Raw genomic sequence first — 16,825 nt, 5'->3', positions numbered from 1 at the left:
ACCGAAAGAGTGCGTTAGAGATCGGGAAAAATTATTTTGATAAGACTCGGGGCGATCGCAGGCGCATCTCACGCCTTAATTTGAGTTCGGGTTGAGTTCGATCGCGCCACTCGATTCAGAGGCTCTTGTCCGAAAAAATAGGAAAAATGACAACAACTGTCACTTAGGGGCTTTCTTCTGTAGAATCTCTAAGGATAGACTGTATCACAGACCCTGTGACTATTGGGATAAAAAGCCATGTCAGAAGCTGATCTTCGAGCCCATCAGCACCAACCGCACCCTGCTGTTCCATCCAATACCGAACCATTGCAGTCAAATATTGCTGATGCTGGGGGTTTTGAGCCGATCGCCCCCGATGCTGCAGACACTCCCGCAACGGTACTCCAACAGCCAGAAGAAGACTGGCAAACAGTAGATTTTCCCAACGCCATCGGCGTAGATGCAATTCCCACACAACCTGAAACAAAAAATTCGCAATCTCAGACACAGCCGACCGAGGCGGGCTCGCCCCCGATTTCAGACAATCTAAAAAATATGCTTGGGAATGCCGAACAGGCTAAGGGCAAAGGATCGACCCCAGTCACCCTCATGCAAGCGCTGCACGAATGCAACCGCGACCTTTTGCAGCGCATCGCGCAGCTAGAAACAGCTCTCGAAGAGTCCCAAAAAACCTTGCAGAATCGCGAAACTTTGCTAGCACAGCGGACTGCAGAACTCGAAAATACTCAAGAACAATTGACGCGGCTTTTTGGGAAAGTGGAAGTTTCCCATCAAACCCTCCAAAGTCAAGAAATTTTAGTCGAAAGTTTAAGAAGTCAGTTGGCAACCAGCCAAGTCAGGCTAGCGACTGTTGAGCGAGAATGTGCGTCTACTGTCGAGCGCTACAACGAACAGTTACACCAGTTAGTAGCCACAGAAAATATTTGCAGGGAATTGCGAGCCCGCTTGCACCGCCAGCAGCGCCACACCCTGCAATTCAAAGCTGCCTTGGAAAGAAGTTTGGACAGGCCGCAGGTGAAGTCGCCGAGGATCGAGCCGCCTGACAATGCTGCCGATACCGCCAGCGCGCAATTAGAATCTTTGCTGGCGGCGGTCAAAAGCTCTCAGATGCCGCTGCCGCCAGCCTTCAACGCTTCTCCTGTCCAACCTTGGTCGGAACCCGAAGAGCATCCAGAGGTAGCGGCTGCTGCCGAGGCGATCGAGCCTGAATCCCCAGCCAATACGGAACTCAACAAATTAGCCCAAGTATCCGTCATTCAATTGCAGGAGAGCGAAACCTACCAGCCTGATGAGCCGGCAACTGACTCGGCAGAACCGGTTGCGGAACCTGAACTGCCGGTGGCGGAGTCGGAACCCGAAACTGCTACCAAAGTGGACACCCAAGAATTGGCCAGGGCTTTTCAAATTTTGAACTCCGTTGAAACCTTTGGCATTCAAGAAGTGCGATCGAGTGTGGCAAAACCTACAGCAGTCGCGCAACCCGACTGGCTGACCTTGATTGCCAGTCCGCTGCGGGCTTCTAAAAAACGCCGATCGCTAGCTGAAATTGAATTGCCGAGTTTTCGATAGCGAACTGAAGTTGCTAGTGTTGAGTTTTGAGTCAAAACTCAACACTCTTTTCTCCCCTTTCCCATACCGTAGGTGAGAGCATAGCTGGTAGCCAACAGCCACAGCCAAACAGCCGGATACCGGGGTTCCAACCAAGGCTGTACGCTGCGGGCGAAGCTGGGAAGCCATCCGAAGAGGAAACTGGCCAAAGCCAGCAGAGTAAAATTCAAGTAACTTCCCAGCCAGCGCCAAATATCCCCCAAGCTGACAAAATCTAAAATCCACAAGAGGAGAGAAGGGTTTTTTCCGGCTGCTTCGATCGCCAGTCGGTTGAAAGTTAGCCAGTCGGTTCTGTCTTTGATAAAAGTTTCGGCGACGGCGAGTTTTTGTGCTGCCAAAATACCAAAAAAGGTATTGAGAATTGAATTAATTCTTTGGGGTGGCAAACTAAGACCCGTGGGAACCATCATGCCTTTAGAAAACAGCCAAGTTACTGAAACATTGCTCTGGTAGGCGCGAATTTGATTTAAGTGATTTGCCGTCAACAAATTGTGCTTTAAAGCTGTATCCAAAAGGTCTGTTAAGCGGAAAAGATTGCGGACGAGGGAGCCGAAGCCGGTGAAAACGAGGGGAGATTGCAAGGATGCTGCGTCCCCGATCGAGATTAGGCGATCGATCGCCACGGAGCGATCGCTGCTGTTAGTGCTAAAATGCCCCGGAATATAACCAAAGGTCGGTTTTTTCCACACCAATTTATCGACATCGCAGCGGCGGTATTCCGGCAAAATTGCGAAAAAATCCTCGTACATTTCCAGCAAAGAACCGGGATTCTCTGGATGTACTTGGTGGTAGTGAAATAGATAAACTGTCTGTTCTGTGCCGGCGCCGGGAAACAACTCCCAAATGAGCTGGCGCCCGCGGGAAATGTCCCCGTGAGTGCAGAGCACATCCCCGTACTCGCAATCCCATACTCCCGGCTCAAATCCTCCGTCGATGACTGCTCCCACTGTCGGACAAACGCTATCAAAAGTCCGCCCTTCGTTCAATTGCCAAGCGATCGGAGAAGCCGAACCCATTGCATCCACCAGCAACCGTCCTAATGCAGTACGATCGGCTTTTGTCGGCAAGTGGCGGCCCTGAACTACTACTTTTTCTGCTTCAACATCGGCTCTCAGAAACTCTGTTTCGTCCCAGATTTCTCCACCAGCTTCTGTTAGCTTAAGTCCCGCTAAATTCAGCAATTTCTCTCCGTCCAAAGCTAAATTGAGTACCTTTGGTGTGTGCAGAACTGGCGCTTTAGCAACGGGCGGATTGTTAGCATCAAAAAACTTGTTGTAGCCATCTTTGTATTCTCTGGCAATCAAAGTTTCGATTTCTGCAGCAGTAAATAAATCCAAATCAATTAAGCTTTGAATTTCGTCCCGCGAAATATTCCACTCGCGATTCATCCGCCCGAAAGGCGTTCGCTCAACTAGCAGCACTCGGTAGCCCAATCTCGCCATGACTGCCGCGTGAATCACTCCCAAGGCCCCGCCAATATAAATTAAGTCGTAAAAAGTATTGCCAGAATGGGACACCGAAATCGTGTCTTCTGCCTTCTTCCCTGTTCCCTCTTCCTTGAAAAACACTACTTGTTTTGGCTTTTGAGGATTGCGAGTGCCTTCGCGCCAACGCTGTTCCCACCAGTAGACGCGCTTGAGGTCGTATTCGCCTTGAGGCATTTTTTGGAAGTATTTGACGGTCAAGGGGTAATCGGGGGCAAGAGCCTCAAAAATTGACTGTTTGGAGAGGTCTATGACAGGGGGTTCCCGGTAGCGATCGGGAAACTTGTTTTTCACAGCAAGATTCAGAGCTTGCAGGAACTTTCTTTCTCCAACGGGCGCCTCTTCTAGACGAAAGACTTTTAAATAAGTGGTGCGTTGCAGTGACCAGACAAAGAGGGAAAGTTCTGTCGATCGGGAATTGTCGTTTTCGGAATTGGTGTTAGCGAAGGCGGGTTTTGGATTGGCATTTTGAGTTCCAGACAACACAACCTCGGCTGCTGTTGCGGTTGACAGCAGGCGAAAGCCATCAGGAGTAATAATTTTTTCTCCGATTCCGGGATCGAATTCGTCCTGCAACCAAGTGCAGACGGCTGCTGTATCCGGTGTCGGGACTTCTAGATAAAGAATTTCTTGCATGATTAGGGTCTCAATTCTGAATAAATTAATAAAGATGGGGGAGTTGACAAGGGAGCAAAGTAGGCTATACTCCCGAATACTTATTGAGTTTTAAATAAGTTTACAATGTTCTCAGATTTTTAGGTTTTCGATCGCTCTTGCTCTCGGTGGGGGCGCAACGGCTGAATATCTACTCCCTTTGGTATGCACTCCTATGAATTATCCCATTCCTACGAATCCTCAAGAAATGATTGCTTTGCGACAGCAGCCGCTGAATGAAGAATTGGTGGCGTCGGCGATCGCGGGTGTGATTCAAATAGCTCGATCGCGATCTCAGTCTTTGGATGAATTGAAGGCTGAGGTACTCGCCGACGACAATCTGCTCGATTTTGCTCAGAGGCTATGGCTGAGCGACATTGTGGCTCAAGCTTGGGAAAATTTGCCTTAGACTAGACTGCTGCTAAAAGATCTACTTAATTAGAGGTGAACTTAAAATGGTACAAACAAGATTAAAATCCTTAACTTTAGAAGAGTTTCTCCAACTACCCGAAACCAAACCCGCCAGCGAATACATTGATAATCAAATTATTCAGAAGCCAAGGCCACAAGGAAAACACAGTGCGACTCAATGCGAACTAATTATTTTCATTAACGCTATATTAAAACCCAAAAAAGTTGCACGAGCATTTCCCGAACTCCGGTGTACCTTTGGCGGCAGGTCAACAGTGCCTGATGTTTCAGTATTTGTCTGGAACAGAATTCCCGCCGATGATAACGGCGAAATTGCTAATGTCTTTCCCATAGCTCCTGATTGGACAATTGAGATTTTGTCGCCAGACCAAAGTCAAACTAAAGTTACTAAAAATATTCTGCACTGCTTAAATCATCAAACTCAAATGGGCTGGCCGATCGATCCCGACGAACAATGCGTTTTTGTTTATGTCCCCCAGCAACAGACAGCAGTATTTGATGAACCAAAAATGCTGCTACCTGTGCCGTCCTTCGCTAACGAACTGCGGTTGAGTGTCGGAGAATTATTTGGCTGGCTGCTGAATTGACACTCTCCTGGCTAAAGCCGAGGAGATTCTTGATTCGCAGAATCGACTTGCCGGTGCAGAATTACTTCAACATCGGTAGCGGTCAATTCTCCACAAGCGTTCGGATCTAAGATCCAAGTTCCGACGTGCCCCGCCGTACTCAATCCCCGACTCAGGATATTTTTAGCTGCGTTCCAGTCACGATCTAATACGCATCCACACCGACAAGCGTGGGTTCGCGTTGAGAGACTTTTCTTAACAATTGTTCCGCAACTAGAGCATTCTTGACTTGTTCCGTTAGCTGGTACGGCAATCGTAATTCTTCCGAATACTTTGCCAAAATATTCCAGCCAAATTCGGAACGTATACCAAGATGCGTCGTTAATCGATTTTGCTAGAGAGTGATTCTTCACCATATTTTTAATCCTCAAATCTTCGTAGACTACGCAGTCGTTAGACTGGATGACGCATCTTGCCAACTTCACGGCAAAATCTTTACGCTGTCTGCTGATTTTGAGGTGGCGCTTCCCTAGAATCGCTCTAGCTTTTTTTCTGTTTTGCGAACCCTTGACTCGTTTTGAAACTCGTTTTTGGGATTTCTTCAACCTGCGTTCTCCCTTGCGGAGGAAACGCGGGTTATCAACTGCAATGCCATTTGAGTCAGTGTAAAACTCTTTAAGTCCTACATCTAACCCGATGGTGTTACCCGTGATTTCAATCTTTTCAGAACGGTCAACTTGAATGCAAAACTGGACATAATATCCGTCTGCTCGCCTTACCAAACGTACTCGTTTGATTTGACTGCGCTGAGAGAAATGTAAGTCGCGCGTTCCTTTTAACTTGAGCGTTCCGATTCCTTTTTTATCGGTAAAAGTGATTGATTTCCGGTCGTATGCCAGACGCCAGCCCGTAGTCTTGTATTCGACGGAGCGGTTGTGTTTCTGGAATTGCGGGAATCCTTTTTTTCCTGGGACTTTCTTTTTACAGTTGTCGTAGAATCGGGAGATTGCCGCCCACGCTCTTTCTGAGCTCGATTGTCGAGCCATGCTATTCAAGTCATCGCCAAACGGAAATTCCTTAGCTAAAACAGCGCTATACTTGTTCAATGCGTATCGATCAACTTTTTCGTTGTCCATCCAAAACCGCAGTGCTTTGTTTCGGATGAACTGCACCGTTCTAATTGCTTCGTCTACAGCTTCAAATTGCTGCTTTTTACCGTATGCTTTCAACTCGAAAACTAACATGACTTCGACCTCATCACGATAGTCTTATGCTACCAGAGTCGGCTTAATATCCCTCTAGTTGTTCACAAAGATTTACATGGTTTTACTTGACAGCGCCATCCTGAGAGCTCAGAAAATAGACTGGGAGGCTAAAGCCTCTTTGTCCCTTTCATCCCCGGACTAAAGTCGCGGGGTTTTCAGGGTATTATTTATAATCTTCGGAAGAGTGTCCTATTTTTAATATTTTTTACTTTTCCCTACTGACAACAGTCAACAGTTAACAGTCAACAGTCAACAGTTAACGGACTAACGCAACTCAACTTCTCGCTTGACTTCTGTCAAAACTCGATCGCCCCGCATCAATCGGTATTCGGCCCGCCAAACTCCGGGAGTCAGAGGAGAATTCGTACTGTTTCTTTTGCCGACATAGCCCAACCAAGTACGGCTGGGGGCTTTAATTTCATTGGTTCGATCGGCGATGGTTGTGCCGTTGGGTGCAAATAATTTGTATTGTTCGCGATCGCCCTTGAGCACTCCGTAACTTTGCACCCAAAACAACAAAGCTGGACTGTTTGCAGGGAGTTGAGTCTCTGAAAATTGTCCTTCCCAGACAGCGTTGATATCGGGTGGCTTATTGGCAAAACCGGCCCTAATTAAACCTGTGGAAATATAGTCCAGAGGTTTGTCCCAAATTGGATTGCGGGCGATGTTGCAGCCTAACTTGGCGTCGGGGCCGACAAAGGGATCTACGGGTTTGCCTTGATAGCGAAAAGTTACGTGTACGTGGGGGAAAGATGCCATCCCAGAGTTTCCCACCATGCCCAAAACTGTGCCTTTTTGTACCTGCGTACCCGGTTTGACGGCCACGCTGCCTTTGCGGAGGTGGCAGTATTGGGCTTCCCAACCACCGCCGTGGTCGATTACCATGCCGTTGCCGCATTCTGTGCCTGCGATGCTGGCTTTGTCTGTATCGTTTTGTAAACGCCGATCGACCACACCATCTCGCGATCGCAAAACTTTGCCTGCTGCGGAGGCAATAACTGGCACTCCTTTTGCCATTGCTTTGGCGTCGGGAATCGCAAAGTCTGTACCGTCGTGGCCGTCGTAGGTTTGGCGCCCGCAGCCAAAATCGACGGCGGTGGGGCCTGGATCGCGATCGAAATACAGCAACACAAAACAGTCTTTGCCTAGGGTACAGTCGATCGGCTTACCGAATTGCGGGTTGTTGGGCTTTTGGGCGACTGCGGAAGAGACGAGACGCTGGGCGATCGTGTGGGCTTCGGCGATCGGCGCACTTACTCCGCTGTTATTAGCACAGCTAGAAATACTTGTCAACCCCACGGTCAACAAAATTGCAGAAATGTGTTTTTTTGATAGTATAGTCATTCGCCCGTTGGAGGTAAAAGCTGAGGTAGGTAGTGAAAAATCAATTAATCATTCAGAATAGAGTTGCTCAATCATCTAGACGACTGGTAAGGCTTTTTCGTTTCCTATATTTGTTGTATTATTTTGAGTTTGAACTTTTAAAATTTTAATTACTTCAAGAATGCGCTCTAAAATTCGATCGCTCATTTCGATAATTCGGCTGGCCGGGCTTGCTGTGGCGGCTTTGGCGATGTGGGGATTTTCCACTATTGCCGAAGAGGTCTTGGAAAAGGAAAGTTACGCTTTCGATACCTCTATTTTACTATATCTTAGGAGCCTGCACACTCCGCTGCGCGATCGAATAATGCTGGGCTTTACCTTTTTGGGCGAGCCGAAGTTGCTGCTAGTGATTTGTCTGACGTTGGGTATTGTTTTGCTAGCGCGCAATCACCGATCGGAAGCTGCAACTATTGCCATCGCCGGCGGTGGAGCGATGGGTTTAAATTTACTGTTAAAAAAACTTTTTGCCCGCGCTCGACCTCAACTTTGGGAGCGCGTTGTTAATGTAACATTTTACAGTTTTCCTAGCGGACACGCGATGATTTCAATGGTTATTTACGGTTTGCTAGGATATTTTTTGGGTGCACGTTTTCCCAAGCAGCGCTGGTCGATTTACAGCTTGACAGTTGTATTGATTGCTGCTATTGGTTTGAGCAGGCTTTACCTAGGAGTTCACTGGCCTACCGATGTTATTGCTGGTTATACGGCTGGTGTGGTGTGGCTGATCGCCTGTATTCTCAGTTTGGAAATATGGAAGGAATTGCGTTCTTTGACTACGGCTTCTAAAGAAGAGTTTTTGTCACCGGACAATTCTCAAGAATAATTTTTAAATTTCTACTCAAGACTGACTATTTGCTTTTGGGTAAAACACATGGCAATCCCTTTTTCGTAGTAAGCTGCCTCGTTAATAAAAATTGGATATACGGTCGATTTACCTTCATACAATACCGACTCGCCATCAAAGGTCAAAAACATCGGATCGCCGGGATTCAGGGCTTGATAATCTCTGGATTGCAGGTGAGGATGAATCATTGCCTGAATTTCTCCCTTCTCGTTTCTGGGATAGTCGATCGCCCCAATGGTGTGATAAATAGTCAGGGGATTTTTTGCAGGAGGGATTGTGCCTTGATTGTAGGCTTCTACGCCGTCTAAAATTCGGCTGACAACTTGCTCAGTTTGCTGAAATAAAGACGCATCTAATACGCCTTGCGGGACTGCACCAACTTCCAGCGTACCGCCTAATTCCGAAAGCGATCGCAGCAAATTACTATCATGACTCTTGGTTGTAGAAGCGAGTAGCTTGAGGTGGGGATGCACAGAGGTTAAATAAGCTGCTAGTTGCAGGTTAAATGGATGATGGCTGGCGAGAATAAAAGTTAGCCCCATGTTGGAGGTGGTGCTGTGCAAATCGATAATTACCTTGGGCTGATGAGTGTTTTTTGAGCTAAAAATGCCGTAGATTTCTTTCGCCCGCTGGGCTTCATAGCTGGAGAGATGGGGATTTTCTAAATCTTCCTGTCGAAAGCAGCGGTTGAGGTCGATATCGACGTAGCGCGTCCCGATTTCGCAAGCTTTGGGATTGGCTAGCAGGGTGATTGTTTCAAAAGTCGATCGCCCAATTAACTCTGGCGCGCGATCGAATTTATTCACGAGGTAAATTCCTGTGAGTTCGTTTCCGTGGGTTCCTCCCACTATGGCAACACGTTTAATTTGATTCATAAACAAATAACTTCCTATTCCAACTGCCGCAATATCTCTCGAAGTCTGTTGACTTGAGATTAATAACGTCTTACTATCCAGATTAGCTAAGGTTCTAGTATATGTCCAATATTTAATTAAGTAGTACGTTATATTTAAAAGATATAGTAGTGGCTAATTAATGGAACTTCGACATTTGCGGTATTTCATTGCAGTAGCAGAAGAGTTGAACTTCAGTCGCGCTGCGGCACGTTTACACATGGCGCAGCCTCCTCTCAGCCAGCAAATTATGGCACTGGAAGATGAAATTGACGTGCAGTTGTTCGACCGCACCAAACGACCCCTTCAGTTAACTTGGGCAGGACAGGTTTTTTTAGAAGAAACTCGTTCGATCCTCGCGCAGGTGGACAATGCTGTCAAAAGCGCAAAACGCGCCAGTCGCGGAGAAATCGGGCGTTTGATTGTCGGTTTTAACAGTTCGATGGCAAACTGTTTGTTGCCGGATATTTTGCGAGTTTATTGCGATCGATTTCCGAAAGTGGAATTGATTTGGCGGGAGTTAGCCACCTCGCTGCAATTGCAAGCCCTGCGCGATCGGCATTTGGATGTTGGGTTTTTCCATTTAATGTCCTCAATGATTCAAGAATCCGATTTATGTTCAGTGACAATTTGGCAAGAACCTTTGATTGCGGCACTACCAGAAAATCATCGGTTAGTTAACGAACTTCAAGTTTCTTTAAAAGAACTTGCAGAGGAATCGTTTATTCTTCCCTCTCGTCGATTTGCGCCCGGCTTGTCCGAACAAATAGAACATTTGTGCCAACAATTTGGTTTCTCTCCTAATGTTATTCAAGAAGGGACAATGATGCTGACAATACTCGGCTTAGTCGCGGGCGGCGTGGGAATTGCTTTGCTGCCGGCTAATGCTCAAAATATTCAACGGAAGGGCGTTATTTATAAAAGTATTGCGGAATCTACGCCAACTGTTCCGATGGCAGCGGTATGGAGGGCAGACGATAATTCGCCGATTTTGCGCGAGTTTTTGGAAGTGACAAAGGCGATGGCCAAATAGGTGAGATACAGCCGATAAATTACCAATTACCAAAAGGTATCTCCCGACTCCAGAAAACCGCTGTAGTATTATAAACTATCTGTATAGGATTTATCGAGGTGTTGCCATGCGGAAAATTGTACTATTCATTGCATCTAGTCTGGACGGTTATATCGCCCGAACGAATGGCGATATTGACTGGCTGTTTACAGACCAAAATTACGGTTATACTAAATTCTTAGATAGCATCGATACGGTTCTCATGGGTCGAAAGACTTACGAACAAGTTCTAACTTTTGGCGAGTATCCGTACCAGGAAAAAAAGAGTTATGTTTTTACGAAAAATCTAGATTTTCAAGCCACTTATGATGTCGAAGTGGTAACACATTTAGACAGTTTTGTCAATGATTTGCGCTTGCTTGAGGGCAAAAATATTTGGTTAGTGGGAGGTTCTTTGCTGATTCGCGATTTCCTGAATCAAAACTTTGTCAACGAGGTTATTCTCTCGGTGCACCCGATTATTTTGGGCGAGGGAATCCCTTTATTTGTTAATCCCATAAATACTACAGCTTTGCAGTTAACTGGATGTCAGACATACAGTTCTGGTATGGTTCAGCTATCTTACGATGTCACCACTTGAGGGCGCGCCCAATTGCTAAGTCGCTTGCAAAATACTGTCACTTGATTATCAAAAAACGTAGGATAAAACTTAGTAATTTGGCTGATGATGAAATGTGTTTGTTACTTTTTGTTATTAATATTTTTTTTCTGGGTGGCGCTTCCTGCTGAGGCCTCTGTATGCCGCAATTATCGAGGAAGCGAGATTTGCATTGTCGATATCAAACGCAGTGCGAAAAACTATTGGGAATACAGGGTAATTCTGAGTGTTGACGGAGTGAAACAGCCTCTGGAAGTCTACAATTGCCGCGATCGCACTACGGTTAAGAAAGATGGCACTGTTTTGGCGTTTGGACAAAACAACCCTGGTGAAATCGTCTGCCGTTTTTTTAATCAGAAATAAGTAAATGAAGTTATTGTAGGGTGCGCTTCGGGGTGAATGTGGCTACCACAAACTCAAGAATTTTTCCCGAAGCGCAGCCTACGTTAGAATTTGCCGTCTACTGCTGAAACGCAGCGTTCGCAAATTAGCGGATGTTCGATCGACTCTCCGACGTGAGTAGAGTAGTTCCAGCAACGATCGCACTTTTCGCCGTCTGCTTTGACTACACCAATCGCCAACTCGGGAGACTGATAACTGTACGGCAATTCTTGCATAATTGCATTCGATTCTACCAGTTCCACTTCCGAAGTAATGAACAAATACCGCAGTTCGTCTACACCGTTGCCGGTCATTGTAGAATCGTGCCCTGCAGCTATTTCAGCAGGAATTTCTGGTTTGGGTTCGATCGCAACTAATTCTGCTTGCGGGATTTGGGGTGTTTCTACAAACACTTTTTCGGCTGGGGCTGTTTGTGCGATCGGCTGTGTTTCTACAAGCACAAGCGCTGTATCCAATGCCGGTGCGAGGACGATCGCCTTTGTTTCTGCAAGTACAAGCGCTGTACTCCGGCCCACCACATCTGCTATCAGGAAATCAATTTGTTCTGCAATTTCTTGACGGTTGGCGGCAAACAACAAGTGACGGAAAGCAAACCAGATTGTAAATAAGATGCCGATGACTTCAAAGAGGCCTCCCAACACCGGAATCTGATTCATCGTATCCAAAATCGCCAGCGTTACTCTGCCCGTTACTAACACAGAGGCTAACAGCCCAAGTGTTACCAGCGCTTGTTGGTATTCTGTAAAAAAGTTGCCCGCGTATTCAGGTAAATTAGCCACAAACTCGGCGGCTCGATCTAAGATTGGCCCAGAATCTGAAGCCGACAGTTCAGGGGCGGAATACTCTACTATCTTAGAAGATCGATCGCCCTTTTCTGCGATCGTTTCCGCCTCAACATAAACTGTGTTTTCTGTCAAGACTTTGGCAACTTTTGCCGCTTGTTCTTCCTGTCGATCTTGTGCTGCTTTTGCTTTCTCCTCTGCCGCTAACTCGATGACTGAATTTTGCGATCGCACGTAATCCACCAATTCTTCGCTGCTGGGATTCAAAGCTTGCAATTGCTCTCTTTTCTCAACATCGGGAACGTACAATAAAACCTTAGCTTCCAAGGAAGAACCGATCGCCTTTTCAATCCGGGCTTTTTCCAAAACCTTGTTAACTTCGCCGCGCACTTGCCGCAAATACTGCCAGCGCGCAGCCAATTCTGGATTGTGCCACGAAGCATCAATTTGCACCCAGCCGGCTTCAAACACGGACTTGTAAGGAGTCGGATAGGGAAGGTACTGCCAAATATCCTCGGCCATGTGACACAAAACAGGTGCGATCGCCCTTGCTAAATTCTCCACAGCAATTGCAATCACCGTCTGACAACTGCGGCGGCGACGGGTATCTGTCGCGCTGATGTAAAGTCTGTCTTTGGCAATATCCAAGTAAAAATTCGACAAATCCACCGTGCAAAAATTCTGCACAGTTTGGAAAAATCTGGAAAATTGGAAGCTTTCAAAAGCATCTTGGACTTCCGCAAAAACTTCGCCCATTCTGTGCAGCATATAGCGGTCGAGTTCCGGCAATTCCTCGCAAGCAACGGCATCCTTTGCCGGATCGAAGTCGTGCAAATTGCCCAGCAAAAACTTAGCTGTATTGCGAATTTTCCGGTAAACATCCGACTGCTGTTTGAGAATGTTTTTGCCCAAAGGCACGTCTGCAGAGTAGTCTACCGAAGACACCCACAACCGCAAAACATCGGCGCCGTATTCCTTAATTACGACGGCCGGATCGACGACATTTCCTTCAGATTTGCTCATCTTGCGCCCTTTTTCATCGAGCACAAAACCGTGAGTCAAAACAGTTTTGTAAGGAGCAACGCCGTTAGTTGCTACACTAGTCAGCAAGCTGGATTGAAACCAGCCGCGGTGTTGGTCTGAACCTTCCAAATAGATATCAGCAGGATAGTTTAATTCCGATCGACCTTTGGCAACTGCGGCCCAGGAAGAACCGGAATCAAACCACACATCCATCGTGTCTGTGCCCTTGCGGTAAGTGCGGCCGTTATTGCGGTAAGATTCCGGCAGCAATTCATCGATCGACAATTCCCACCAAGCATCCGAACCGCGTTCGGCAAAGATGCCTTGCACGTGGGCGATGGTTTCTTCATTTAACAGCGGTTCGTTGGTTTCTTCGTCGTAGAATACGGGAATGGGAACGCCCCAAGTCCGCTGGCGAGAAATACACCAATCCGATCGATCGCCCACCATTGCAGTAATCCGATTTTCCCCTTGGGCGGGAATCCAATTCACATCGGCGATCGCTTTTAAGGCTTCATCTCGGAACCCTTCAACGGAGGCAAACCACTGTTCCGTCGCCCTAAAAATAGTCGGCTTTTTCGTGCGCCAATCGTAAGGATAAGAGTGAGCGTAACTTTCCTCTTTAATCAAACAATTTGCTTCGGCAAGGGCATCAATCACTGCCGCATTGCCATTTCCTAGGACATTTAAACCTGCGAACTGTCCGGCTTCTGCGGTGAAATTTCCGTTCTCGTCTACGGGCGTTAAAACTGGCAAACCGCAGCGTTTTCCTACTATAAAGTCTTCTTGTCCGTGGCCGGGGGCAGTGTGCACCAATCCCGTCCCGGAATCAGCGGTAATGTAGTCGCCACCGGCAACAATTGGACTTTCGCGATCGAACAGCGGGTGTTTGTAGATGCAGCCTTCTAATTCTTTGCCTTTGAAGGTGGCAAGTATTTTTAATTCAGTGTTAAAAGTTGCCGACAGCCGATCGACCGCATCGACAGCTACTAACATAAATTGTTGCGCGATGTGGGAATTTGCCGGCGGTTCCACCACCGCATAAGTCAGTTCGGGATTGACTGCGATCGCCAAGTTTGCCGGAATCGTCCAGGGGGTAGTCGTCCAAATCGCCGCCCAGAGGCTCGGCATATAGCGCTTGAGCTTCGTTTGCAGGGATTTTGACAATTTTTTCACGTGGAAGCCCACGTAGATGCTGCGCGACGTGTGGCCTTCGGGATATTCCAATTCGGCTTCGGCGAGGGCTGTTTTCGAGCTCGGGCTCCAGTGAACCGGTTTAAAGCCGCGGTAGATGTAGCCTTTGAGAACCATTTGACCGAAAACGCCGATTTGGGCGGCTTCGTATTCGGGTTTCAGGGTTAAATACGGGTGTTTCCAGTCGCCCCAAACGCCGTAGCGCTGGAAGGATTCGCGCTGCTGTTCCATTGTTTGCTGCGCGAAGGCGGAGGCTTTGCGGCGGAGTTCGATCGGCGTAAGATTTAGCCGATCGTCCGATTTCATGTTCTGCAATACTTTAAGTTCGATCGGCAATCCGTGACAATCCCAACCCGGCACGTAGCGGACTTTTTTGCCGCGCAGGATTTGGTAGCGGTTGATAAAGTCTTTGAGGATTTTGTTGAGGGCGTGGCCGATGTGGAGTTGTCCGTTAGCGTAGGGTGGGCCGTCGTGGAGGACGAACAAATCGCCTGGGTTATTTTCCGAAAGGCGATCGTAGATTTCTCGATCTGCCCAAAATTGTTGCAGTTCTGGTTCCCGTTTGACGGCGTTGGCGCGCATATCAAACTTGGTTTTGGGCAGATTTACCGTGTCTTTGTAAGATTTAGCTTCCATTTTTGACAAACTTTTTATGTAGTTAGTTGTTAGTAGTTAGCGGTTATTTGAGAGATGATATCAAGTCCGGTTAAATAATCATAATTAAGTTTGTAGTGACAACTTTAGTCCTCTCTCGTCCTTGAAGAGCTGACAACCAGATATTCTAGTATAGGCGATCGACCGCACATTCGATCGAACCAAATCCGTAGAGCTCTCTCTCTTCTCGGACTCTGCGCCCTCTGCGCCCTCTGCGGTTAAATCATTCATAAACCGAGGTGGCGCTACTCACTCAGCCAACTGAACATTTCACCGACGGTGAGATTAAAGGATGCCGCGAAGGTGGGAACGGGGATGCGATCCCTGTCTAACTCGTTTGACGGCGAGTCCGACAGGGATTGAAATCCCTGTCTCATAGCGCAAGTCCTCTGCAAGAGGACTGAGGAGGTTGATTGACGTGCAATGCACAACTCAACATCGAGTTAAATAGAGACTTGCAGTCGGTTTTAGGGGAAACTCAACATCGAATTGAATTGACACTTGCAGTCGGTTTCAACCGACTTTCGCTATGAGACAGGGAATTCATTCCCTGTCGGACTGTCTGTCTCATAGCGCAAGTCCTCTGCAAGAGGACTGAGGAGGTTGATTGACGTGCAATGCACAACTCAACATCGAGTTAAATAGAGACTTGCAGTCGGTTTTAGGCGAAACTCAACATCGAATTGAATTGACACTTGCAGTCGGTTTCAACCGACTTTCGCTATGAGACAGGGAATTCATTCCCTGTCGGAATGTCGGAATGTCGGAATGTCGGACTAGGGCAAGTGAAAACCCCTCAGAGAAATACTCCCAACCCCCGGCTAACGGCATTTCCCATGCGATCGCACAATGACGCGGCCGGCACTCCCTGTCCTTGCTGTTCCCATTTTTCCACGAGTTGGCGGCCCAGGGGAGTGAGGCGAAAACTGTCGGTAATCCCTTGTCCGTCTACTTCCCGCCGCAACACGCCGACTTGGATCAGCCACAGCAGGGAGTTTTCGGCTGCGAGTTCGGATACGGGCGATCGGGTGTAGCCGCTTTCGACACCCGCATTTGAGGCGATCGCACTTAGGAAAACACTGTTATCGCGGATGGTCTGGAAGAAGTGTAATTCAAAAGGGGAACAGCGGACGGCGCGATCGGCTCTTTTGACAGTGCGATCGGGATAACTAATAGATTTAAACGCTTCGGATGGGATAAAAGTCATTGAGAGAACTTTTGAGTAGCTACTACTTTTATCATCACCTATTTATAGTCAAGAGAGTAGATTTCTGAAAAATATAGACACAACTGAGCCGTTGAAGTGGTGGGTGTTGGGGAGGATCGATCGTTCAACCTCCAACACCCACATCCAAAAAAGCGATTCCTAACGGATAACTACGCTAACGCATATTAATTATTGAGTAACTCTTCAATTTTTCTTTCAAAATCATCACATTCTTGTATCAATCGAATTATTACTCGACCGAAATAATTAACATCTATCAAACTCATCTCTGCGTTATGAATAATTGAAAACGTTTGTTTGCCTCCGAGTTTTTGCAAAGCCCAAAAACCCAGTTTATATTCAGCATTTTTTCCAAGAAGAAACGTAGATAGATTATGGGGGACATCATCTATATCGTCAAATTTTAAACCACTAGGACAAGAAAATTCAAGAGTAGAATCATACTTGACAATCAATAAAGTTTGAGTAGTTCCAGACTCCATATCAAACTTAATTACAGCTATTTCATTATCAATCCTAGAAATATTCCAGCCAATATCTCGGCAGTACCCCTCGATCGTCGAGCGGAATTTAAAGGAAGAAAATAAATCTTTATCAATAGCCATAGTTTCATCTCCTGAATCAATCGGTTTACTTGTAGCTAATCTTGTCCATTCTCGTCCCGTACAAACCTGACACTCTGAAGGCTTCATCAGTGAAACAACTTCATTCCCACAACCTTTACACTGATAGGTTTTTTTCAT

15 protein-coding genes are annotated in these 16,825 nt (G+C 46.9%); 7 read left to right on the top strand and 8 right to left on the bottom strand.

Features of this window, described 5'->3' with window-relative positions:
- Nucleotides 1–237: 237 nt before the first annotated feature.
- Nucleotides 238–1,569: a hypothetical protein gene (locus OSC7112_RS28445; RefSeq protein ID WP_015179137.1), complete on the top strand. Its 1,332-nt coding sequence runs from the start codon at nucleotides 238–240 to the stop codon at nucleotides 1,567–1,569.
- Nucleotides 1,570–1,607: 38 nt separating this feature from the next.
- Here the strand turns inward: OSC7112_RS28445 and OSC7112_RS28440 are convergent, their stop codons facing one another.
- Nucleotides 1,608–3,728: an FAD-dependent oxidoreductase gene (locus OSC7112_RS28440; protein WP_015179136.1), complete on the bottom strand. Its 2,121-nt coding sequence runs from the start codon at nucleotides 3,726–3,728 to the stop codon at nucleotides 1,608–1,610.
- Nucleotides 3,729–3,921: 193 nt separating this feature from the next.
- Here OSC7112_RS28440 and OSC7112_RS28435 point away from each other — a divergent pair, with 193 nt between their 5' ends.
- Together OSC7112_RS28435 and OSC7112_RS28430 are read left to right on the top strand one after the other, a co-directional pair.
- Complete coding sequence (locus OSC7112_RS28435) at nucleotides 3,922–4,155, top strand: hypothetical protein (RefSeq protein ID WP_015179135.1); 234 nt, start codon at nucleotides 3,922–3,924, stop codon at nucleotides 4,153–4,155.
- A gap of 46 nt (nucleotides 4,156–4,201) precedes the next feature.
- Nucleotides 4,202–4,765: a Uma2 family endonuclease gene (locus OSC7112_RS28430; RefSeq protein ID WP_015179134.1), complete on the top strand. Its 564-nt coding sequence runs from the start codon at nucleotides 4,202–4,204 to the stop codon at nucleotides 4,763–4,765.
- A gap of 11 nt (nucleotides 4,766–4,776) precedes the next feature.
- Here the strand turns inward: OSC7112_RS28430 and OSC7112_RS28425 are convergent, their stop codons facing one another.
- Nucleotides 4,777–5,988: an RNA-guided endonuclease InsQ/TnpB family protein gene (locus tag OSC7112_RS28425; protein WP_015179133.1), complete on the bottom strand. Its 1,212-nt coding sequence runs from the start codon at nucleotides 5,986–5,988 to the stop codon at nucleotides 4,777–4,779.
- A 285-nt stretch (nucleotides 5,989–6,273) separates the two neighbouring features.
- Nucleotides 6,274–7,353, bottom strand: a complete 1,080-nt coding sequence (locus OSC7112_RS28420; RefSeq protein WP_015179132.1) for a M23 family metallopeptidase — start codon at nucleotides 7,351–7,353, stop codon at nucleotides 6,274–6,276.
- 160 nt (nucleotides 7,354–7,513) lie between these two features.
- Between OSC7112_RS28420 and OSC7112_RS28415 the strand changes: the two genes are divergently transcribed.
- Nucleotides 7,514–8,215 (top strand): phosphatase PAP2 family protein, encoded by a 702-nt coding sequence (locus OSC7112_RS28415; protein ID WP_015179131.1) that lies wholly within the window; start codon nucleotides 7,514–7,516, stop codon nucleotides 8,213–8,215.
- A gap of 11 nt (nucleotides 8,216–8,226) precedes the next feature.
- Here OSC7112_RS28415 and OSC7112_RS28410 read toward each other — a convergent pair whose 3' ends face one another.
- The gene (locus tag OSC7112_RS28410; protein ID WP_015179130.1) at nucleotides 8,227–9,111 is read right to left on the bottom strand and encodes an aspartoacylase; all 885 of its coding nucleotides are present in this window, start codon (nucleotides 9,109–9,111) and stop codon (nucleotides 8,227–8,229) included.
- 160 nt (nucleotides 9,112–9,271) lie between these two features.
- Here OSC7112_RS28410 and OSC7112_RS28405 point away from each other — a divergent pair, with 160 nt between their 5' ends.
- The 3 genes from OSC7112_RS28405 to OSC7112_RS28395 all read left to right on the top strand — a co-directional run bounded on the left by OSC7112_RS28405 (nucleotide 9,272) and on the right by OSC7112_RS28395 (nucleotide 11,162).
- Nucleotides 9,272–10,162, top strand: a complete 891-nt coding sequence (locus tag OSC7112_RS28405) for a LysR substrate-binding domain-containing protein (protein WP_015179129.1) — start codon at nucleotides 9,272–9,274, stop codon at nucleotides 10,160–10,162.
- Nucleotides 10,163–10,268: 106 nt separating this feature from the next.
- Complete coding sequence (locus tag OSC7112_RS28400; RefSeq protein ID WP_015179128.1) at nucleotides 10,269–10,781, top strand: dihydrofolate reductase family protein; 513 nt, start codon at nucleotides 10,269–10,271, stop codon at nucleotides 10,779–10,781.
- Nucleotides 10,782–10,889: 108 nt separating this feature from the next.
- Nucleotides 10,890–11,162 (top strand): hypothetical protein, encoded by a 273-nt coding sequence (locus OSC7112_RS28395; RefSeq protein ID WP_223300709.1) that lies wholly within the window; start codon nucleotides 10,890–10,892, stop codon nucleotides 11,160–11,162.
- 83 nt (nucleotides 11,163–11,245) lie between these two features.
- On the opposite strand, the gene ileS is transcribed toward OSC7112_RS28395, so the two are convergent.
- The 4 genes from ileS to OSC7112_RS28380 all read right to left on the bottom strand — a co-directional run bounded on the left by ileS (nucleotide 11,246) and on the right by OSC7112_RS28380 (nucleotide 16,825).
- On the bottom strand, nucleotides 11,246–14,836 hold the full coding sequence (gene ileS, locus OSC7112_RS28390) for an isoleucine--tRNA ligase (RefSeq protein ID WP_015179126.1): 3,591 nt from the start codon (nucleotides 14,834–14,836) through the stop codon (nucleotides 11,246–11,248).
- A 263-nt stretch (nucleotides 14,837–15,099) separates the two neighbouring features.
- Complete coding sequence (locus OSC7112_RS41980) at nucleotides 15,100–15,231, bottom strand: hypothetical protein (RefSeq protein WP_263053562.1); 132 nt, start codon at nucleotides 15,229–15,231, stop codon at nucleotides 15,100–15,102.
- Nucleotides 15,232–15,650: 419 nt separating this feature from the next.
- Complete coding sequence (locus OSC7112_RS28385; protein WP_015179125.1) at nucleotides 15,651–16,061, bottom strand: Npun_F0494 family protein; 411 nt, start codon at nucleotides 16,059–16,061, stop codon at nucleotides 15,651–15,653.
- Nucleotides 16,062–16,246: 185 nt separating this feature from the next.
- The gene (locus OSC7112_RS28380; protein WP_015179124.1) at nucleotides 16,247–16,825 is read right to left on the bottom strand and encodes a hypothetical protein; all 579 of its coding nucleotides are present in this window, start codon (nucleotides 16,823–16,825) and stop codon (nucleotides 16,247–16,249) included.

Origin of the sequence: Oscillatoria nigro-viridis PCC 7112 (assembly GCF_000317475.1) — a bacterium.
GTDB lineage: Bacteria > Cyanobacteriota > Cyanobacteriia > Cyanobacteriales > Microcoleaceae > Microcoleus > Microcoleus nigroviridis.
This window is presented reverse-complemented; position numbering and strand designations above follow the sequence as displayed.

Bases quoted from the DNA above. Each gene is read 5' to 3' on its own strand.
- OSC7112_RS28445 (WP_015179137.1), top strand. From the start codon at position 238: ATGTCAGAAGCTGATCTTCGAGCCCATCAGCACCAACCGCACCCTGCT.
- OSC7112_RS28440 (WP_015179136.1), bottom strand. From the start codon at position 3,728: ATGCAAGAAATTCTTTATCTAGAAGTCCCGACACCGGATACAGCAGCC.
- OSC7112_RS28435 (WP_015179135.1), top strand. From the start codon at position 3,922: ATGAATTATCCCATTCCTACGAATCCTCAAGAAATGATTGCTTTGCGA.
- OSC7112_RS28430 (WP_015179134.1), top strand. From the start codon at position 4,202: ATGGTACAAACAAGATTAAAATCCTTAACTTTAGAAGAGTTTCTCCAA.
- OSC7112_RS28425 (WP_015179133.1), bottom strand. From the start codon at position 5,988: ATGTTAGTTTTCGAGTTGAAAGCATACGGTAAAAAGCAGCAATTTGAA.
- OSC7112_RS28420 (WP_015179132.1), bottom strand. From the start codon at position 7,353: ATGACTATACTATCAAAAAAACACATTTCTGCAATTTTGTTGACCGTG.
- OSC7112_RS28415 (WP_015179131.1), top strand. From the start codon at position 7,514: ATGCGCTCTAAAATTCGATCGCTCATTTCGATAATTCGGCTGGCCGGG.
- OSC7112_RS28410 (WP_015179130.1), bottom strand. From the start codon at position 9,111: ATGAATCAAATTAAACGTGTTGCCATAGTGGGAGGAACCCACGGAAAC.
- OSC7112_RS28405 (WP_015179129.1), top strand. From the start codon at position 9,272: ATGGAACTTCGACATTTGCGGTATTTCATTGCAGTAGCAGAAGAGTTG.
- OSC7112_RS28400 (WP_015179128.1), top strand. From the start codon at position 10,269: ATGCGGAAAATTGTACTATTCATTGCATCTAGTCTGGACGGTTATATC.
- ileS (WP_015179126.1), bottom strand. From the start codon at position 14,836: ATGGAAGCTAAATCTTACAAAGACACGGTAAATCTGCCCAAAACCAAG.
- OSC7112_RS41980 (WP_263053562.1), bottom strand. From the start codon at position 15,231: ATGAGACAGGGATTTCAATCCCTGTCGGACTCGCCGTCAAACGAGTTA.
- OSC7112_RS28385 (WP_015179125.1), bottom strand. From the start codon at position 16,061: ATGACTTTTATCCCATCCGAAGCGTTTAAATCTATTAGTTATCCCGAT.
- OSC7112_RS28380 (WP_015179124.1), bottom strand. From the start codon at position 16,825: ATGAAAAAAACCTATCAGTGTAAAGGTTGTGGGAATGAAGTTGTTTCA.